This window comes from Sandarakinorhabdus sp. (assembly GCF_040398645.1).
Classification (GTDB): Bacteria; Pseudomonadota; Alphaproteobacteria; order Sphingomonadales; family Sphingomonadaceae; genus Sandarakinorhabdus.
The window spans coordinates 10,233-27,947 of sequence record NZ_JBBATR010000003.1 but is presented as its reverse complement, the minus strand read 5'-3'; the positions used below and the strand labels follow the sequence as shown (position 1 = coordinate 27,947).

Below are 17,715 nucleotides of genomic sequence, written 5' to 3'. Positions count from 1 at the left end.
GGAACCGGCAGTGCCAGCCACGGCTGGCCGCGATTGGGCGGCGCTGGGCGCGCGATTCGAAGCGGAGATCGAGGCGCAGCGGCTGTGGCAGGATCCCGATGTTACCGCCGCCAGCCTGGCCCGCGCGCTGGGCACCAATGGCAATTATCTGGCGCGTGCCTTTGGCGAAGGGCTGGGCGGCAATTTCAACGCCGTGATCAATCGGCGGCGGGTGCGCGAAGTGCAGGCGTGGCTGCAAGACCCGGCCGACACCCGCGCGATATTGACGATGGCGATGGATGCCGGCTTTCGCTCCAAGGCCAGCTTCAACCGGGCGTTTGCCGAATTTGCCGGCATGTCGCCCAGCGCAGCGCGTGCCAAAGCGGCGGGATCACGTCTCAAATCCTGAAAAGCGCAGTTTTTCAGGGTTTCGGGCGATGCCGGCGGCGCGATTGGCCAAGTGGGGCGCCGCAACACCAACCGAAAGGACCTGCAATGTCACGCTCTGCTTTTGTTATCAGCCTGCTTGGCTCTGTTACGCTCATGGCCCTGCTATCTGCCCCGGCCCGTGCTGCGCCGCCAGCAGCCGCGCCAGCAGCCACTGCTATGCCCGATGCTATGCTGACTGCGGGACAGGCCAGCAGCGATGTTGCGCTGATGCGGCGCGCCATGGAAACCATCCACCCCGGCCTCACCCGTTATGTGCCAAAGCCGCAGGTGGACGCCGGTTTTGCCCGGCTGGAGGCGCTGGCCAGCCAGCCGATCAGCACGCTGGCCCTGCACCGCGAGATTGCCCGCATGGTGGCCAGCATCCACTGCGATCACAGCAAACCCGAATTGCCGGACGCCATCAGCCGCTGGCGCAAGACCAACGCCAGCCACCTGCCAGTGCGCTTTTCCTTGATAGAAGGGCGCATGATCGTGGTGTCGGGCGCGTTGCCCAAAGGCGTGGAGATCACCGCTATCAACGGCCGGCCTGTGCCGCAGATCCTGAACCAGATTGCCCCGCTGGTCGCCTATGATGGCGACACCGATCAGGCCATCATAGCCAAGATCGCCGACGACAGCGATCTTTCCGGCAGTGATTTCGATGAATATTGGCCCGGCTTGTTCGGCGCGCCCGCCCGCTGGGATATTGCCTGGAAAATGCCAGGTGATGCGGCTGGCCAGACCAGCCAGCTTGCGCCGATCAGCTTTGCCGACTGGATGCGCCTGGACACAGGCGACGCACCCTATCGCAGCGAATTCTACAATGGCGTGACGTGGCGTCTGGCCGGCAAGGCGGCGCGCCTGCGCATCGATACGTTCGTCAATTATCGCAATCCGGTGGCGGCAACGCCCTTCCTTGGCGGCTTTATCCAGGCGATGAAAGCGGCGGGCACCGAACATCTGATCCTTGATCTGCGCGCCAATGGCGGCGGATCGGAAGATGTGTCGATCGCTTTGGCCCGCCACTTGTTCGATGCACCGTTCACGTGGAGCAAGCCAATCCGTTACAAGGCGATCCGCTATGGCGATCTGCCCAAGCATATCGACAGCTGGGGTGACCGGGAGGCTTTGTTCAACCCGCCGCAAGCCGCGTTCACCCGCAGCGCCGACGGCTGGTATGATCGCGTGCCCACCGGCACCAACGAAGCCGACGACAACGATAGCACCATCGAACACCAGCCGTTGCCCGCCGCGCAGCGCTTCACCGGCCGACTTACGGTGCTCACTGGCCTGCGCAATGGCTCGGGTTCCACACGCACCATCGCCTGGCTGAAGGAACGGCGCGGCGCCGCGCTGGTGGGCGAGGAAGGCGGCGGCAGCGCCGAAGGACCCACCGCCGGGCAAATTTTTTTGGTCACCCTGCCAGCCAGCGGTATCAAGGTGCGCGTGCCCAATGCCTGGAACCGCACTAACATCCAGAGATTCACCCCGCGCCGCGGCGTGCCGGTCGATATGCTGGTGGTGCCGACGTTGGCGGATTTTGAAGCCGGCCGCGACCGGGCGGTCGAGGTGGCGCGTGATCCGGGCACGCCGCCAGATGCCACATTGGCGCTAACCGCAGCCTTGGCAGGCAATTGGACCGGCACGCTGGATTACCGCGATTATGGCAACGACAGCCGGGTTTCGCTGCCCACCTTGCTTGGTGTCAACGGACTTTCCCTGTCGTGGACCTATGACGACGGGCCGGGCAAGACGGTGCGCTCCAGCGAAACCTGGTCGGTTGCGGCTGGCGGCAAACAGCTGGTGGTGGGCGAAGGCAAGGGCCGCGAAACCATGGCCATATCCGAACTGCGCCGCAGCGCGGACGGCGGGCTGACACTGGTGCTGGACGGCAGCGGCAGCGAAAACGGCAAGCCAGTCATGATCCGCACCATCCTGACCCGCGACAAGGCCATGCTGCGCATCACGCGGCAGAGCCGCAGCGCCGGCCAGCCGTTCATCATGCGCCACAGCTATCAGCTGCGCCCGGCGGCTTGAGGGGCTTGGCGGCGCCCGGCCTGCATGCCAGAACCGCGCCATGCAGGCCGGCACCACCATTTTTGAACATATGTCGGGCCTGGCCCGCGCGCACGGCGCGGTCAATCTGGGCCAGGGCTTTCCGGATTTTGGCTGGTCCGATGCGGTGCTGGCGGCGGGGGCTGAGGCGATCACCACCGGCTATAATCAATATCCGCCGATGCGCGGATTGCCGGAACTGCGCAGCGCCGTGTGCGTATTTTATGCGCGCACACAGGGGCTTGCGCTTGACCCCGCGCAGGTGATCATCACTTCCGGCGCGACGGAGGCGCTGGCCGCCAGCATCATGGCGGTCGCAGGTGCCGGCGATGAGGTGATTTTGTTCGCCCCGGCCTATGATGCCTATGCGCCGCTGGTGCGCCGGGCGGGCGCAGTGCCGGTGTTCGTCGATCTGGTTCCGCCGGATTGGCAGGCCAGCCGCGCCGCGATTGCCGGCGCCATCACCCCGGCCACGCGCGCCATCCTGATCAACACGCCGCACAATCCCACTGGCGCCGTCGCCGGTGCAGCCATGCTGCAGGCAATTGCCGATCTGGCGCGCGCGCATGATCTGATCATCATCAGCGATGAGGTGTGGGAAGCAGTGATCCTTGGCAGTGCGCCGCATGTCTCGCTGTTTGGCTTGGCGCCGGAACGCACAATCAAAGTGGGTTCGGCTGGCAAGCTGCTGGCGCTGACTGGCTGGAAGGTCGGCTGGGTGATCGCCGCGCCTGAACTGGCCGAACGCGCGGCGCAGGTACACCAGTTTCTCACTTTCACCACGCCGCCGCCGCTGCAAGTCGCGGTGGCGGCCGGGCTGGCGCTACCGGACAGCTGGTTTGCCGCGGCGCGGGCGCAATTTGTGCGGGCGCGCGATCGGCTGGTTGCCGCATTGACCGCCGGCGGCTGGGCACTGCTGCCCAGCGATGGCAGCTATTTCGTGATGGCCGATCTTGCTGCATCCGGCATCGCCATGGCGGACCGGGAATTTTGCGAAGCTGCCGTCATCTCGATTGCCCAAGGCGGCGGCGGTGTGGCGGCCATCCCGCTTGGTGCGTTCATGCCGGATGGCCGTGCCACGCCCTATATTCGATTGTGCTTTGCCAAATCGGATGAAGTGCTGAATGATGGCGCTGCCCGCCTCAATGCTGTGCGGCTGCGTTGGCAGCAATCGCCGGGCCTGGCAGCAGGAGAATAGCCATGGCAGATCGGCGCGTGAATGGCGGGCAGGTGGTATCAACCGGCATCGGTTTTGGATCGGCGCTGGCGATTGCCATCAGCTGGAGCCTGCACAAATCGCTGCTATGGGCGATCATCCACGGTCTGTTCGGCTGGTTTTATGTGATTTATTACGCGCTCACCCGCTGATCAGGCCAGCCATCATCTGACGGTCGCAAAACCTTGGAGCGGGTAGCGGGAATCGAACCCGCGCGTTCAGCTTGGGAAGCTGACAGGCTACCATTACATCATACCCGCACAGAAGTGGCCGCCGTGCCGGGCTGCGTTGCCATTGTCCGGGCCGGTTCGTCAACCAAAAGCCGGCGCGGCCAGCGGTTCAGGCCGCGACAATCTGCTGTTCGATGGCACCGAACAGGCTGTGATGGCGATCATCAAGCATGTCGATGCGCACCACATCGCCGGGGGCCAGCCACGGCGTGCTCGGCGCGCCGGTCAGTATGGTTTCCACCATGCGTTGTTCGGCGATGCAGGCATAGCCGCTGCCGCCCTGGGCGCAGGGCCAGCCTGGCCCGCCGGCGGCATCGCGGTTGGACACGGTGCCCGATCCGATGATGCTGCCAGCGATGATGGGGCGGGTTTTGGCGAGATGGGCGATCAACGTGCCAAAATCGAACGTCATGTCGACATGCGTGGCAACCCGGCCAAACATCTGGCCGTTCAGATCGATGTTGAGCGTGCCGTGCAGCTTGCCATCCTGCCAACGGTCACCCAGGCTGGCCGGCGTCATCATCACCGGTGACAGCGATGATGCCGGCTTGGACTGCACGAAGCCGAAGCCCTTGGCCAGTTCGTCCGGGATCAGGCCGCGCAGTGACACATCGTTGACCAGGCCAACCAGGCGAATGGCGGCCAGCGCCTGTTCGCGGGTGGCGCCCTGGGGGACGTCGCCAGTGATCACCACCACTTCGGCTTCCAGATCAAGGCCCCATGCCGGATCGTGAAACGCGATCGGATCGCGCGCGCCAAGAAATTGATCGCTGCCGCCCTGGTACATCAGCGGATCGTGCCAGAAACTGGCAGGTAGTTCAGCGCCGCGCGCCCGCCGCACCAGTTCGACATGGTTCACATAGGCCGAACCGTCGGCCCACTGATAGGCCCGCGGCAGCGGCGCAGCGGCGTCGCGTTCGTGGAAGCGGGCGTGGGGCACCGCATCATGGGCCAATGACAGCGCGACACCTTCCAGCACCGGGGCGGCGCGCTCCCAATCATCAAGCACCGATTGCAAATTGGGATACATCGGCGGCGGCGCTGCGCACCAGGCCAGATCATCAGATACCACAACCAACCGCCCGTCGCGGCCGTGTTTCAGCGAAGCCAGTTTCATGGTGGCCAAGCTGAACCGCTTTTGTCGCTTGTGCAACCCTGCTTTTGCCGCCGGCGCGACCCTGCCTGTATTAAGAGAGAACAGGGCCAGATTGCTTAAAAGTGTCGGAATTCTTTACAACTGCGAATCCAGCGCTCTAAACGGGCTGTTTGTTTCCAATTGGTTAACACGCATGAAGAAAGTGGCACGATTATTGCTAGAACGTTACCGATGGTCCTCATTGCAAGGGCCAGACTACCGACAAAGGAACGTGAAAATGACCCTCAGCAAATACCTCGCCATCGGCGGCATCGCCCTCGCAGCCAGCCTCTCTGCTGCGCCTGCCAGCGCTGTCATAACTGATTTTGCCAGCTTCACCGTGGCCGCCAATCCGTCGGTCGTGTGGGTCAACAATGATCCGACCGGCGCTTCGAACGCCAACTATCGTTCGCAGGGCACGGGCGGTTCGCTTTACACCACCACCAGCACCACGGTGGCTCAGCCGTCGCAGGCTGTTGCCAACGGCGTCAACGCCAAATTCTCGTTCGTGAACAACGCGCTCGCGCCGTTCATCACCAACATGGACGCCCTGTTCACCATGGCCGCATCCACGACCAATTCGCCGGCCGCGGGTAATGCGATCGTCGAGCAACTGCTCAACGGCAACGGCAGCTTCAGCTTCATCTCGCAGTCGGCTGTGCAGATCGGCGGCACCACTTATGCCGGTGGCTCCAACCTGCTCAGCGGTACCTTCACCACAGCCTATATCTCGGGCCTTCGTGGCGGTGCCACGGGCGCAGCTGGTGGTTCGTTGTCGGGTGGTTCGTCCATCATGTTCACGTCTGATTTTCTCAATTTCACCGGCGCTCAGGATCTCGGCATATCGCTGTCCTTGAACTCGATCGTGTCGCGGGCGACTTCGCCGGTGAACCCGGCAAACAAGGGCCTCAACAATGTGACTGGCAAGGCACTGCGCAGCTTCTTCGCGACCACCCAAGGTACCTTCTCGGCTGACCCGGCTCCGCTCGTCAATGGCATTCCTGAGCCGCAGACCTGGGCGCTTATGCTCGTTGGTTTTGGCCTGGTTGGCTTCTCGGCTCGCCGCCGCGGCGGCAAGGTCGTCGCAGCCTGACGCTTCGCTGCACCATGGGTGCGGCACCATATCAAGCCCAGGCGCTTTGCGGCGCCTGGGCTTTTTTGTTTGCGGCGCCGCGCGCACATGACATTAATGCGCGTCCGGCCTAACAGAGCCGCAGAGGAGTTTTTTTGATGGCCACTGCCGTTTCCCAGCCCGTGACTGACCTCCAGCATTTTGCGCCCAAGTGGCCGAAATTCGATTGGGAAGATCCGCTGCTGCTGTCGGCGCAATTGACCGAGGAGGAGGTGATGATCCGCGATGCATCGCGGGCATTTTGCGATGCGGAACTGGCGCCGGGGGTCAAGCTGGCCAACCGTCACGAGAAATTCGATCCCGATCTGATGAAGAAATTCGGCGGCGCTGGCCTGCTGGGGCCGACCATCAAAGGCTATGGCTGCGCCGGGGCATCCTATGTCGCTTATGGCCTGGTGGCGCGCGAAGTGGAGCGGGTGGATTCGGCCTATCGTTCGGCGATGAGCGTGCAATCGTCGCTCGTGATGCACCCCATTCATGCTTACGGCTCCGAAGCGCAGCGGGAGCGTTATCTGCCCGGCCTGGCCACCGGTGAGCTGATCGGCTGCTTTGGCTTGACCGAGCCTGATGCCGGCTCCGACCCGGCGGGCATGAAGACCCGCGCCAAAGCGGTGCAGGGCGGCTGGCTGCTCAATGGTGCCAAGATGTGGATCACCAATTCGCCGCTGGCCGATGTGGCGGTGGTGTGGGCCAAGTGCGATGACGACAAAATCCGCGGCTTTGTCGTGGAGCGCGGCGATGTCGGCTTTGCAACGCCAAAGATCGAAGGCAAGTTCAGCCTGCGCGCCGGCGTGACCGGCGAAATCGTGCTTGCCGATGTGCATCTACCCGAAGACCGTATCCTGCGCGGCGTCGAAGGGCTGGCCGGGCCGTTCGGCTGCCTCAACAACGCGCGCTATGGCATTGCTTGGGGCGCCATGGGCGCGGCAGAATATTGCTGGCACGCTGCGCGCCAATACACGCTGGACCGTGTGCAGTTCGGCCGGCCGCTGGCAGCAACGCAGCTCATCCAGAAGAAGCTGGCCGATATGCAGACCGAAATCACGCTGGGCCTGTGCGCCGCGCTGGCTGGCGGCCGCCTGTTGGACAGCAAGCAACTGGCGCCCGAAGCCATTTCGCTGCTCAAGCGCAACAATTGCGGCAAGGCGCTGGATATCGCCCGCCAGGCCCGCGACATGCACGGCGGCAACGGCATATCGGACGAATATGGCGTTATCCGCCATGTCATGAACCTCGAAGCGGTGAACACCTATGAAGGCACCCATGACGTTCATGCGCTGATCCTGGGCCGCGCGCAGACCGGCCTGCAGGCATTTTATTGACGAATTGACCGCTGGATTTGCTGCTGGTCAGGGTGCCTGACGCCCGCGATAGCATGATTTGAGTGGGAACGATCTGAGTGGGGGCGATGCCAGTGGCAGGGGCGGCTGCAAGTTCAATTCCAGTTGCGCAGCCGCCGCCGCTGCCCGTGCCGGTATTGTCGTTGGCCATCACCGGCCACCGCACGGGGAATTCGGAATTCGACGGCCAGGAAGACCGTATCGCAGCAGTTGTTGCGGCGATCTTCGCAGCGATCGCATCGGCATCTGCTGCTTCGCCGGTGCGGCTGCACAGTTTGCTGGCCGACGGTGCTGATCAGCTGGCGGCGCAGGCTGCTCTGAAATTCGGCTGGCAACTGGTGGCACCGCTGCCGTTTGGCCGGGCGCTGAATCTGGCCATCAATGCCGATCCGCCCACAGCGGAAGATGCCCGCCGGCTGATCGCTGGCCAGGTGCCGACCGATGCCGCCACCGCTGCGCGCGCCGCAGCCATCGCTGCGCTTTATGCGCAGGCCCAAGTCTTTGAGCTGGCTGACGCCGATGACAGCGTAGCCGAAAAACTCATCGCCAGGCTTGAACAGCCCGGCGATGTTGCCGCTGCGCAGCGTTATGTCAGCGCGGTTTCCCGCCGGGTTGTGTTGGCCGGGCGAGTGATGATCGAGCAAGCCGATGTGCTGCTGGCCGTGTGGGACGGTGCCGCCCGCGATGCGCCCGGCGGCACTGGCCATACAGTGGCGGCAGCGCTGGCGGCCGGTGTCGCCGTGGTGCTCATTGATGCCGGCAATCCCGAAGCCTGGTCGATCCTTGATGCCGTGGAGGCGCTGGACAGCGGCGGCGAGATCGCCCGGCGCGATGCGCAACTGGCAGCCGCCGTGCGCGCCGCGCTGCAGCCCAGCGGTGATGCTGCTGATGCATTGTCACCATTGGCTTGGCGGCCGCGCACCAATGTGGTTTTTCACGGCTATCGCCGCATTGAGGCGCTGTTTGGCGGCGGCAAGCCGTGGCGCAACCTGACAATGGTGCATGAAACACCGCAGGCAATCGCAGCCGGCAGCGCCGCGCCGCTGCTGGCCGCGCTGGCGGCATTGCCCGGGGTTGATCCAGCCTGGCCGGGGCGGATCACGGCGGCGGTGCTTACGCGATTTGCCTGGGCAGATGGCATATCGACGCGATTTTCCGATCAATATCGCGGCGGTATGGTGACCAATTTTTTGGCGTCGCTGACGGCGGTTCTGGCCGGGGTAACCTATTTGCCGGTGCTGGGGCCGGAGTGGAAATGGGCCTTTGCGCTCGGTGAATTTCTGCTGCTGGCGTTCATCGTGCTGCTCACATCGCAGGCGCATCGCGGCCATTGGCATGATCGCTGGTTCGAAACCCGCCGTGCGGCTGAATATCTGCGCCATGCCGCCTTTTCACTGGCGCTGGGCGTTGGCCGGCCGGTGGGCCGCTGGCCGCGCGGTACGCGGTGGGGGCGGGGGCCTGATTGGCCGGAACATCATGCCCGCCAGGCGCTGCGCGAAGCCGGATTGCCGCCCGGCCCGATCACGCGGCCGTGGCTGCGATCGGTGTTGTCCGGGCTGTTGCTGCCGCATCTGGCCGGCCAGCGCGATTACCACCTCGGCAAGGCTGAGCGGCTCGACCGGGTCAATCACCGGCTCGATCTTGTGTCGGAAACATCGTTCAGGCTGGCCTTGATATCGGTGGCGCTGTGGCTGCTGCTGTGGGCTGGCGGCATCGCTGGTGCCTTTTCGGCGAGCTATGCTGACAAGACCGCCAAGCTGTTCACCTTTTTGGGGGTGATGTTCCCATCGATTGGCGGCGCCTTTGCCGGTATTCGCTATTTTGGCGATTTTGATCGCTTTGCCGCCATTTCGCGGGTTTCCGCCGAAAAACTTGGTGCGCTGCATCGGCGTGCAACCCTGCTGTACGCCGCGTCCGAGGCCGGCCTTGATTATGGCAATGTTGCCGATCTGGCCCATGCCGCTGACGATGTTGTCGTGTCGGAAATCGAAAGCTGGCAGGCGGTGTTTGCCGGCAAGCATTTTTCGGTGCCAGTCTGACCTGAAGCTGTCCGTGTTGCCCATGTAATACAAGGCTTGACGACTACATCCGTAAACGTCATAACGATGACAGATGTAGTCGATTCGCCGCCCGGCAGCAGCGGGCGGCTCAGGAGCTTGGGCATGACCGAACGGATCAGCGAAGCCGAATGGCAAGTGATGGAGATTTTGTGGGCCCACGGCCCACTTACGGCGCAAGCCGCCGCCGCGCAGCTGGCCGCAACCGCCTGGACCTTGGCCACCGTGAAGACCCTGCTGTCACGCTTGGCAGCCAAGGGCGCCGTGACAACCACCGAAGACGGCCGCCGGTTTCTATATGCGCCGGCCGTGGCGCGCGCCGACATCGCTGCCGGCGAATCGCGGCGGCTGGTTGATCGCCTGTTCGGCGGCCGCGCCACGCCGCTGGTCGCGCATCTTGCCGAGCGCGGTGAATTGTCGAACGCCGATATTGCCGAACTGGAAGCGCTGATCCGGGAGTTGAAGCAATGATGATCTGGCTGATCGAAGCCTTGATTGGCAGCGCCCTGTTGATGCTGCTGGCCCTCCTCCTGCGCCGCCCGGTGGCGCGGCTGTGGGGCGCGCCGTTTGCCTATGCGCTGTGGGCTCTGCCGCCGCTGCGCCTGCTGTTGCCGCCGCTGCCAGGCTGGCAGCCGTTTTATGTGCCGGTGGCGCAGGCCAATCCGCAAGGTGATATGGCGCTGGCACTGATGAGCCCGGCTGATGCCGCGCTTTACACGCAGCCGCTGCCGGCTGCGACGCTGCAGGCCGGTGGTTTCAGCCAGATGCCGGATTGGCCGTCGCTGCTGCTGGCGCTGTGGGCGGCGGGCGCCCTCGTGTGGCTGGCCGTGCAATATGTGCGCCACCAACGCTTCATTGGCCCGGCCGTGCGTGACGGCACCCCGCTGGCGACGATTTCCGGGGTGTCAGTCATCATGTCGGCACATGTGCCCGGCCCGATGGCGGCTGGAATCTGGCAGCGGCGCATCCTGGTGCCAGCCGATTTCCTGACGCGCTATTCGTCTGCCGAACGCCGGATGACCATGCTGCACGAAGCGGCGCATCATGACCGGCTTGATCTGCTAGCCAATTTCGTCGGGCTACTGGTGGTGGCGGCGCATTGGTGGAACCCGATCGCCCATATCGCCTGGCGGGCGTTCCGCGCTGACCAGGAACTTGCCTGTGATGCCACAGTCCTGGCTGGCAGCGACGGGGATAGCCGTGCGGCTTATGGCCAGGCGGTTTTGAAATCAGCCTGTGTGGCCACGCCGATTGCGGCCTGCGCCATGAACCACAAATCACAATTGAAGGAGCGTATTGCCATGATGAAAGATCGCAAAATCGGTTTGTTGCCGCGGTTGCTGGGCGGATTGGCCTTGTTGGGCGTTGCTGGCGCCGCCTTGGCCGCAACGGCATCGGGTGACCAGTCCGCGCCCGTTCCGCCGGTGCCGCCTGCGCCGCCAGCGGCAAATGCTGGGCCTGCTGCGCCTGCCGCACCTGCTGCTCCCAGGCCGCCGCAGGTGATGGTGTTCACCCGGATGCTGGAAGGCAAGGATGCCAAGAACAGCAAGGACGTCAAGCTGAAGCAGTCAAGCATCACCACAGTGATCGTCAAGAATGGCGAAGGTGCCACCGTAACGACATCGCGAGGTGACACGCCGGCGATGGTGCTGGGTGGAATGGGCCTTGATCTTGCAGCGAGCGGCGGTGCCGGCAGCACACGGGTGATGATGATCCGCCGCGAAGGCCCGGCCGACATGGCTGCCAAGGCCGATACAGCGTCAAAGGCAGCAGAACAGCATTTGGCCATGGTGCGCACCGATTTGCGCGCGCGCTGTGACAAGGAAGGCATTTCCATGCCAGCCGATGCCGACATTGCCCAGCTGGCCACCTGCGGTATGGAACTGCAAAAGCGCATGCGCACGGCGATGGCTTCAGCCCGCACGGCACTGGAAAAGTCCCGTGACCTTTCCGAAGATCAGCGCAGCGCGGCCTTGAAGGGGCTGGATGCCGCCATGGCCAATCTGCCCGGCCAAATGATCATCAAGCTGCAGAAATGATCTGAGGCCCCCGCCGGGGCATCAGAACATCCGGCTGGACTTCAGCAAGAGCCCCGCTGCGGCCTCCAGCCCGGCCCGGTCTGCTTCATCGAAGCGGCCGGGCCTTGGGCTGTCGAGATCGAGCACGCCGATCACATCGCCATCCAGGATCAGCGGAATCACGATTTCCGAGCGGCTGTCTGCATCACAGGCGATATGGCCGGGGAATGCGTGCACATCGGGCACCAGCTGGGTTTGGCGGCTGGCGGCGGCGGTGCCGCACACGCCCCGGCCCAGCGGAATGCGAATACAGGCCGGCTTGCCCTGAAATGGCCCCAGCACCAGCTCGCCGCTGCGCATCAGGTAAAAACCAGCCCAATTGAGCCCATCCAGCTTGTGGAAGATCAGCGCGGCCATGTTGGCGGCATTGGCGATGAAATCGCGCTCATTGCCAATCAACGCGGCAAGCTGCTGGTTCAGCTGGGCATATTGGTCGTGCTTGGTGCCTTCGAGGGCGGGGGCGAAGAATGACATAGCCGCCGGTTAGCGCCGCAGGTGGCCAAACGCAAACGCCGCCGGGGTGATCCGGCGGCGTTTGTGGTCGCGGGTGAAGCCGAAACCTACTTCGGCGCGATGACCATCAGCATCTGGCGGCCTTCCAGGCGCGGCAACTGCTCGACCTTGGCCAGTTCGGCGGTATCGTCGCGCACTCGTTCCAGCAGCTTCAGGCCAAGCTCGCCATGGCTGAGCTCACGCCCGCGAAAACGCAGCGTCAGCTTTACCTTGTCGCCTTCTTCGAGGAAGCGGTGGATCGCCTTCATCTTGGTCTGGTAATCATGCTCATCGATGTTGGGACGCATCTTGATCTCCTTGATCTCCTGCGTCTTCTGGTTCTTGCGCGCGGCAGCGGCCTTTTTTTGGGTTTCGTATTTGAACTTGCCGATATCAAGGATCTTGCACACTGGCGGGTCGGCACCCGGCGATACTTCCACCAGATTCAGCCCGGCTTCCTGCGCCATGGCCATGGCCTCACGCGTGTAGAGAACTCCAAGATTCTCCCCGTCCTGATCGATAACCCGCACCTTTGGTGCCCGGATGAATTCATCATAAAGCGGCCCCGTGATTGGTGCGGGCGTGTTCATGAAACGGCGTGGTGGCGGTGGTATGGCAGTCTCTCCTGATGGCAGGCCTGATTCCGGCCCGCCGCCTCAATAGCGCGGCGGCAGGGGCAGCGGCAAGAGGCGCTGACCTTGCGCTATTCGGCAGTTTATTTGCGGGCAGCCAATTGCTGTTCCAGCGCGGCAATCCCGGCTGCTGCGATCAGTCCGTCTTCCTGTGAGGTCGCGCCCGAAACGCCCACAGCCCCCACGGTCTTGCCGTCCAGCTTGATCGGGATGCCGCCTTCGGACGCCACAACCGCCACGGGAAACGTAAGATAACGCAATTGGCCTTCTTTTTGCAGCCGCTGCTCGAACAAAGCTGTCGGGTTGCCGAACCGGGCGGCAGTTTGCGCCTTGCCACTGGCAATTTCCGGGCCAGCCAGCGACGCATCATCCATGCGCCGGAGCGTGATCGGAAGGCCGGCAGGATCGACCACCACAATCGTTACCTTCAAACTGCGCTTTTCGGCCTCGGCCTGCGCTGCGTCGATAATGATGCGTGCACCGGCGAGGGTCAGCGCCGGCTTGTCTTTCACCAGTTGCGCGGCACTTGGCACGCCAGCACCGAAGGCCAGCGCCGCAATCAGCGCAAAGCTGCGCATCAGGCCGCCATCCGGTGCATCGCGCACAATTTGTTGCCGGCAGGATCGCGCAGATAGGCAAGATACAGCGGGCCCATGCCACCGCTGCGCACGCCGGGCGCGTCTTCGCAGGCCGTGCCGCCATTGGCGAGGCCGGCGGCGTGCCAGGCATCGGCCATATCAGTGTTGGCAGCGGCAAAGCCGATCGTGCCGCCGTTGGCGCCGCTGGCGGGCTGGCCATCGATTGGCGGCGTGATTGCGAAAATGCCGGCCGGGGTCATCCAGAACACGCGGCCCTTGTCGTCGGCAAATCCGGGCGCCACGCCCATGGCTGCAAAAATTGCGTCGTAAAAGGCCTTGGATGCGGCGGTGTCGTTGGCACCCACCATGATATGACTGAACATGCAATAATCTCCCCTGTTGAACGCCAATACGGCCATCGAAGCATGTCATGCGTTCAATGTCGAGACCCCGGTTTGCATCCATAACGGACCATCCGCATACTTGTGCCATTTATGACCATCTGTTATCTTTTACGTGGGTCGTTGAAGGGAAAAACAGCGTGTTCAATGGAGGGATTGCACCGTTGGGTAGGGCCGACGCGTGCGCAAAACAGACCGTGCGCCTGGACAATGTTCCATGGGCCGAAGCGGAGAAAATCATCCTCGTTTTCATGATTCTTGGGTGGCAAGTCAGCATGGCGCGCCCTGCTGGCTTGATTGCGGCAGCAGATCTTTTTGCCACATCGCCGTCGCCGTCGCCGCCGCCGCCGTCGCCGTCGTGGGCCGGCAAAGGGCAATTTGACCAGCTCACCGCGGACCTGCTCGCAGATTCTTCGGCTGATTCTGAGCGCCCGCGGCTGGTGCTGCGCGGGGAAGACCGGATCATTCGGGTGACGACCGCCGATCCCGCGCTGGTGCCCGTGTTGGCGGCTGCGGGTGTTGACCGGCTGGTGATGCCAGTGGCGCTTCCGGCGATCGAGCAACTTATGGTTCTCGCGGGCTAACCTTCTTGGTTGCACAAACTCTGGTTGCGCGGGCCGTTGTCTGATCGGGTGGCATGGCGCTGCTCGTAACCTGCACGGTGGCGACAATGGAGTCGGACGACAATCGCGCTGCCGGGCGCGCACCCAAAGCGCACAGCAAGCAGCGCGCAGCCGATGCGCCCGATTGGGCGTGCCTGTCGGCGCCGCCTGCGCCGGGTTGCAGCAAGGGCCACCAGCCCCAACAATTGCGGCTGGTGATGTGCGGACTGCAGGCCGCGCCGGCCGAGAAAGCAGCATTGATCGGCGATATCCTGGGCTGGGCAGTTACGATTCTGCCGCCCGGGCCAGCCATGCGGCCGCGCGCCGACCTTTGTCTTGCGGCAATACCGGCTGATGCAGCAACGCCAGCGCCGCCGATTGCAGTCTGGTCGCCAGACAATATCCTTAATGAACACATCTCGGCTGCCGGGCTATCCATTTTGGATCAACCTCTATGCGTTCAACAACTCGAGCTCCTGCTAGCAATTGCATCCAGTATGAACAGCGTATCGGGGCAAACACAAAATGATGCAGTCCGGATTTGAAGCGGGTGTTCCGCAAAACTCTGTAGACGCTGTGCGTGACCAAAATTTATTGGATCGAGGTTTCCGCACCAATTTGGCGGCAGCAGCGGCTTCCGAGGCGCAGGCAACAAGTGGCTTGATTGATCTGCCGCCGCATCATGGCAATCCGAGCGAATTTGTATCAGCGCCGCAGCATGGTTCAGCAATGCATAGCTCGGCATTGCATAGGTCCGCAGCGACGGATTCGGACTCGTATAGCGATCGGGTGCTGGCCAACATTCATGACGTGGCAGATCCCCAGCACAACGATCCCCAGCACGACGATCCCCAGCGCCCAGGCGATCCCCAACGCCCGGGCGATCACCAGCGCCCGGGCGATCTGCACCGCATCACCGGCTTTGATCTGACGGCCTTGCAGCGCTTGGCCGGCCAGGCCGTGGCTGGCCGCGCCGTCGCCGCGCTGGCCGGCACCGATCAGGCCGTGACCATCGCGCGCCAAGTGGCCGATATGGCGCAAGGTTTGGCGGCGCTGGCAGACCGTCTGGTTGGGCAGGGTGCTGCGGCTGCGGCTGATGCTGCCGAAATTGCCGAAGGCGATTGTGTGGCCTTCCTTGAAAGCCAATTCCGGATCAGGCGGTTGCGTGCCCGCCATTTGCCGGCCTTGTCGTTGGGGGAGCCGGCGTGGGACATATTGCTCGATCTGGCAGTGGCCAATTACTGGCGGCGCGAAACGTCGGTGACCAGCCTGTGCATTGCGGCTGATGTGCCGAGCACGACGGCGCTGCGCTGGATCAACAGTATGACCCGCGAAGGCCTGATCGTGCGCCGACCTTGCCAGCGCGACGGGCGGCGCAGCTTTCTGGCAATCGCGCCGGACTCATTCACGGCGATGCTGGCCATGGCAGCCGATTCGCTGCGCACCGAACAGCGGGTGCGCGCCCGCTACCAGCGCGGCGCTGCCTGACGCAAAGCCCGGCGCAGATCGGGCCGCAGCCCTTTGCAAGGTTAGTTCGGCAGCCGGGCGGCCATGAACCGACGCGCGCGCCGATTGGGGGTGGCGCGCGGCCGGCGCGCGGCTAAAGTGGCGAATGTGATCACGCGCACCGGGCAACCGCAGCTATATAATATTCCGGTGCACGTGGCATTTGCCGACGCGCTGGCGGCGGGGCTGTTGCAGCGCACTGCTGGGGATCCGATGGCGCTGGCGCAGTCACTGGTGCTTTTACCCAATCGTCGCGCGGTTGCCGCAGTGACCGAAGCCTTCGTGCGCCAACTGGGCAACGGCGGCTTGTTGCTGCCGCGGCTGGTGCCGGTGGGCGATCTTGATGATGCCAGCTTCGATCGGCTGGCGGCGGGCGAAGCGCCGATTGCGCCGGCCGTGCCGCTGCTGGTGCGCCGTTTTGAACTGGCACAACTGGCCGGCAAGCTGCCCGGTGCTGCACGTGCAGCAGTGGAGCGCTTGCGGCTTGGCGATGCGCTTGGGGATGTGCTGGATGCGCTGCTGGCCGAGGAAATCGATCCCGAAGCATTGCGCAGCGCCGCTGACGGCCAGGATCTGGCGGATCATTGGCAAAAAAGCCTGGCGTTTCTGGAATTGATCATCGCGGCCTGGCCGCAAGCTCGCACCGGCCATGGCGGGATCGAAGGGGCAACCCGGCTGGCAACATTGATCGATGCCCTGATCGCGCGTTGGCAGGCAGCGCCGACTAAGGGCTTGGTGGTGGCCGCTGGCATTGCCAATCCAACGCCGGCAATTGTGCGCTTGCTGTCGGCTGTGCTGGCGTTGCCGCGCGGGCTGGTGGTGTTGCCGGGGCTGGATGGCGATGTTGGCCCGGCTGGTCAGGCCCGCTGGGATGCCATTCGCCTTGCTGATGCCGAAACCGGCCAGCGCGGCGATCCCGGACATCCGCAATGGGCGATGAAGCGGCTGTTGGCGGGCCTGGGCCTTGAACGGTGCGATGTGCAGGCCTGGCCGGCGGCTGGCGGCGCGCTGGACGGCCCGGCGGCGCGCGGCGCTGCGTTGGCGGCAGCGTTGGCACCGGCAGCCGCCGCCGCAGCCCAGCCAGAACCAGATGCGCAGGCGTTTGCAAACGTCACGCTGGCCGAGTGCGCCACGGCAGCCGAGGAGGCGCAGGTGGCCGCGCTGGCGCTGCGCGAAGCCATAGAGACGCCCGGTGTGCGTGCAGCCTTGATCACGCCTGATCCCGATCTGGCCCGCCGGGTGGCGGCGCATTGCCAGCGCTGGGGCATCAGTATCGACAGTTCGGCTGGCACACCGCTGGCGCTGATGCCGCCAGGCGCGCTGGCGCAGGATCTGGTGGCAGCGATGGCCGAGGCTTTTGCGCCAGCGCGTCTGCTGGCGGCGTTGAAACATCGTCTGGTGCGGCGCGGTGATCCGGGCTTTGCAGCGGCGGTGATGCTGGCCGATCTGGCCTTGCGCGGGGTGCGGCCGCCGCCGGGGCTGGATGCCGCCGGCGAAGCCATTGCGCGGTTTGTGGCCGATAATCGCGGCCCACAGGCCGAGGTGATGGCGCTGTGGTGGGATGATGTTGCGGCCGCGCTGACGCCGCTGGAACAGCTGCGGGAGGCCCGCAGCGCGGATCTGCCGGCAGTGATGGCGGCGCTGCGCCATGCTATCACGGCGCTGACGAGTGATGATGGCTGGTCGGGGCCGGATGGCCGGCAGCTGGGCGCATTGGTGGCCGAGGTGGAAGCGTGCGGCGGCTTGTTCGGGCCGTTTCTGCCCGATGAAGCGCCGGCGCTGCTGGCGGCGCTGATGCACGGCTGCAATGTGCGGGTGCCCGGCCAAGGCCATCCCCGGCTGGCGATCCTTGG

18 protein-coding genes and 1 tRNA gene are annotated in these 17,715 nt (G+C 64.2%); 13 read left to right on the top strand and 6 right to left on the bottom strand.

Going from position 1 to position 17,715, the window contains the following annotated elements; translation table 11 throughout:
- From ABWP50_RS01220 to ABWP50_RS01205, 4 genes are all read left to right on the top strand, one after another.
- A partial coding sequence (locus tag ABWP50_RS01220; protein ID WP_353216164.1) for a helix-turn-helix transcriptional regulator occupies nucleotides 1–388 on the top strand: 388 nt, incomplete at its 5' end.
- A gap of 209 nt (nucleotides 389–597) precedes the next feature.
- The gene (locus ABWP50_RS01215) at nucleotides 598–2,445 is read left to right on the top strand and encodes a S41 family peptidase (protein ID WP_353216163.1); all 1,848 of its coding nucleotides are present in this window, start codon (nucleotides 598–600) and stop codon (nucleotides 2,443–2,445) included.
- A 40-nt stretch (nucleotides 2,446–2,485) separates the two neighbouring features.
- On the top strand, nucleotides 2,486–3,661 hold the full coding sequence (locus ABWP50_RS01210; protein ID WP_353216162.1) for an aminotransferase class I/II-fold pyridoxal phosphate-dependent enzyme: 1,176 nt from the start codon (nucleotides 2,486–2,488) through the stop codon (nucleotides 3,659–3,661).
- 2 nt (nucleotides 3,662–3,663) lie between these two features.
- A complete protein-coding gene (locus ABWP50_RS01205) occupies nucleotides 3,664–3,831 on the top strand; it encodes a hypothetical protein (protein WP_353216161.1) in 168 nt (55 codons plus the stop codon).
- Nucleotides 3,832–3,865: 34 nt separating this feature from the next.
- Here the strand turns inward: ABWP50_RS01205 and ABWP50_RS01200 are convergent.
- Both ABWP50_RS01200 and ABWP50_RS01195 read right to left on the bottom strand, forming a co-directional pair.
- Nucleotides 3,866–3,939, bottom strand: a tRNA-Gly gene (locus ABWP50_RS01200).
- A 79-nt stretch (nucleotides 3,940–4,018) separates the two neighbouring features.
- Nucleotides 4,019–5,026: a fumarylacetoacetate hydrolase family protein gene (locus ABWP50_RS01195; protein ID WP_353216160.1), complete on the bottom strand. Its 1,008-nt coding sequence runs from the start codon at nucleotides 5,024–5,026 to the stop codon at nucleotides 4,019–4,021.
- Between the two features lie 256 nt (nucleotides 5,027–5,282).
- Between ABWP50_RS01195 and ABWP50_RS01190 the strand changes: the two genes are divergently transcribed.
- The 5 genes from ABWP50_RS01190 to ABWP50_RS01170 all read left to right on the top strand — a co-directional run bounded on the left by ABWP50_RS01190 (nucleotide 5,283) and on the right by ABWP50_RS01170 (nucleotide 11,612).
- Nucleotides 5,283–6,137, top strand: coding sequence for a PEPxxWA-CTERM sorting domain-containing protein (locus tag ABWP50_RS01190; protein WP_353216159.1), 855 nt, complete (start codon nucleotides 5,283–5,285; stop codon nucleotides 6,135–6,137).
- A 161-nt stretch (nucleotides 6,138–6,298) separates the two neighbouring features.
- Nucleotides 6,299–7,498, top strand: coding sequence for an acyl-CoA dehydrogenase (locus ABWP50_RS01185; protein WP_502950949.1), 1,200 nt, complete (start codon nucleotides 6,299–6,301; stop codon nucleotides 7,496–7,498).
- 77 nt (nucleotides 7,499–7,575) lie between these two features.
- The gene (locus ABWP50_RS01180; RefSeq protein ID WP_353216157.1) at nucleotides 7,576–9,555 is read left to right on the top strand and encodes a hypothetical protein; all 1,980 of its coding nucleotides are present in this window, start codon (nucleotides 7,576–7,578) and stop codon (nucleotides 9,553–9,555) included.
- A gap of 123 nt (nucleotides 9,556–9,678) precedes the next feature.
- Entirely contained in the window at nucleotides 9,679–10,044 is a 366-nt protein-coding gene (locus ABWP50_RS01175; protein ID WP_353216156.1) for a BlaI/MecI/CopY family transcriptional regulator, read from the top strand.
- Nucleotides 10,041–11,612 (top strand): M56 family metallopeptidase, encoded by a 1,572-nt coding sequence (locus ABWP50_RS01170; RefSeq protein WP_353216155.1) that lies wholly within the window; start codon nucleotides 10,041–10,043, stop codon nucleotides 11,610–11,612. Before ABWP50_RS01175 ends, ABWP50_RS01170 begins: the two co-directional genes overlap by 4 nt.
- Before the next feature lie 21 nt (nucleotides 11,613–11,633).
- Here ABWP50_RS01170 and msrC read toward each other — a convergent pair whose 3' ends face one another.
- The 4 genes from msrC to ABWP50_RS01150 form a co-directional block, all read right to left on the bottom strand.
- Nucleotides 11,634–12,125, bottom strand: coding sequence for a free L-methionine (R)-S-oxide reductase MsrC (msrC, locus tag ABWP50_RS01165; RefSeq protein ID WP_353216154.1), 492 nt, complete (start codon nucleotides 12,123–12,125; stop codon nucleotides 11,634–11,636).
- Between the two features lie 86 nt (nucleotides 12,126–12,211).
- Nucleotides 12,212–12,733 carry a translation initiation factor IF-3 gene (infC, locus tag ABWP50_RS01160; RefSeq protein ID WP_353216153.1) on the bottom strand — a complete coding sequence of 174 codons (522 nt, stop codon included), beginning with the start codon at nucleotides 12,731–12,733 and terminating at the stop codon, nucleotides 12,212–12,214.
- A gap of 125 nt (nucleotides 12,734–12,858) precedes the next feature.
- Nucleotides 12,859–13,380 carry a GlcG/HbpS family heme-binding protein gene (locus tag ABWP50_RS01155; protein WP_353216152.1) on the bottom strand — a complete coding sequence of 174 codons (522 nt, stop codon included), beginning with the start codon at nucleotides 13,378–13,380 and terminating at the stop codon, nucleotides 12,859–12,861.
- A complete protein-coding gene (locus tag ABWP50_RS01150) occupies nucleotides 13,353–13,736 on the bottom strand; it encodes a VOC family protein (RefSeq protein WP_353216151.1) in 384 nt (127 codons plus the stop codon). Before ABWP50_RS01150 ends, ABWP50_RS01155 begins: the two co-directional genes overlap by 28 nt.
- 47 nt (nucleotides 13,737–13,783) lie before the next feature.
- Here ABWP50_RS01150 and ABWP50_RS01145 point away from each other — a divergent pair, with 47 nt between their 5' ends.
- The 4 genes from ABWP50_RS01145 to ABWP50_RS01130 form a co-directional block, all read left to right on the top strand.
- Nucleotides 13,784–14,338 (top strand): hypothetical protein, encoded by a 555-nt coding sequence (locus ABWP50_RS01145; RefSeq protein ID WP_353216150.1) that lies wholly within the window; start codon nucleotides 13,784–13,786, stop codon nucleotides 14,336–14,338.
- Between the two features lie 236 nt (nucleotides 14,339–14,574).
- Nucleotides 14,575–14,901, top strand: a complete 327-nt coding sequence (locus ABWP50_RS01140) for a hypothetical protein (protein WP_353216149.1) — start codon at nucleotides 14,575–14,577, stop codon at nucleotides 14,899–14,901.
- Nucleotides 14,902–15,166: 265 nt separating this feature from the next.
- The gene (locus tag ABWP50_RS01135) at nucleotides 15,167–15,844 is read left to right on the top strand and encodes a winged helix DNA-binding protein (protein WP_353216148.1); all 678 of its coding nucleotides are present in this window, start codon (nucleotides 15,167–15,169) and stop codon (nucleotides 15,842–15,844) included.
- Between the two features lie 126 nt (nucleotides 15,845–15,970).
- Nucleotides 15,971–17,715, top strand: a 1,745-nt coding sequence (locus tag ABWP50_RS01130; RefSeq protein WP_502950948.1) for a PD-(D/E)XK nuclease family protein, incomplete at its 3' end; no start/stop codon positions are given.

Coding starts and splice junctions, on each gene's coding strand:
- ABWP50_RS01150 (WP_353216151.1), bottom strand. CDS start 13,736: ATGTTCAGTCATATCATGGTGGGTGCCAACGACACCGCCGCATCCAAG.
- ABWP50_RS01215 (WP_353216163.1), top strand. CDS start 598: ATGCTGACTGCGGGACAGGCCAGCAGCGATGTTGCGCTGATGCGGCGC.
- infC (WP_353216153.1), bottom strand. CDS start 12,733: ATGAACACGCCCGCACCAATCACGGGGCCGCTTTATGATGAATTCATC.
- ABWP50_RS01205 (WP_353216161.1), top strand. CDS start 3,664: ATGGCAGATCGGCGCGTGAATGGCGGGCAGGTGGTATCAACCGGCATC.
- ABWP50_RS01190 (WP_353216159.1), top strand. CDS start 5,283: ATGACCCTCAGCAAATACCTCGCCATCGGCGGCATCGCCCTCGCAGCC.
- ABWP50_RS01145 (WP_353216150.1), top strand. CDS start 13,784: ATGCGTTCAATGTCGAGACCCCGGTTTGCATCCATAACGGACCATCCG.
- ABWP50_RS01195 (WP_353216160.1), bottom strand. CDS start 5,026: ATGAAACTGGCTTCGCTGAAACACGGCCGCGACGGGCGGTTGGTTGTG.
- ABWP50_RS01140 (WP_353216149.1), top strand. CDS start 14,575: ATGTGCGGACTGCAGGCCGCGCCGGCCGAGAAAGCAGCATTGATCGGC.
- msrC (WP_353216154.1), bottom strand. CDS start 12,125: ATGTCATTCTTCGCCCCCGCCCTCGAAGGCACCAAGCACGACCAATAT.
- ABWP50_RS01210 (WP_353216162.1), top strand. CDS start 2,486: ATGCAGGCCGGCACCACCATTTTTGAACATATGTCGGGCCTGGCCCGC.
- ABWP50_RS01175 (WP_353216156.1), top strand. CDS start 9,679: ATGACCGAACGGATCAGCGAAGCCGAATGGCAAGTGATGGAGATTTTG.
- ABWP50_RS01170 (WP_353216155.1), top strand. CDS start 10,041: ATGATGATCTGGCTGATCGAAGCCTTGATTGGCAGCGCCCTGTTGATG.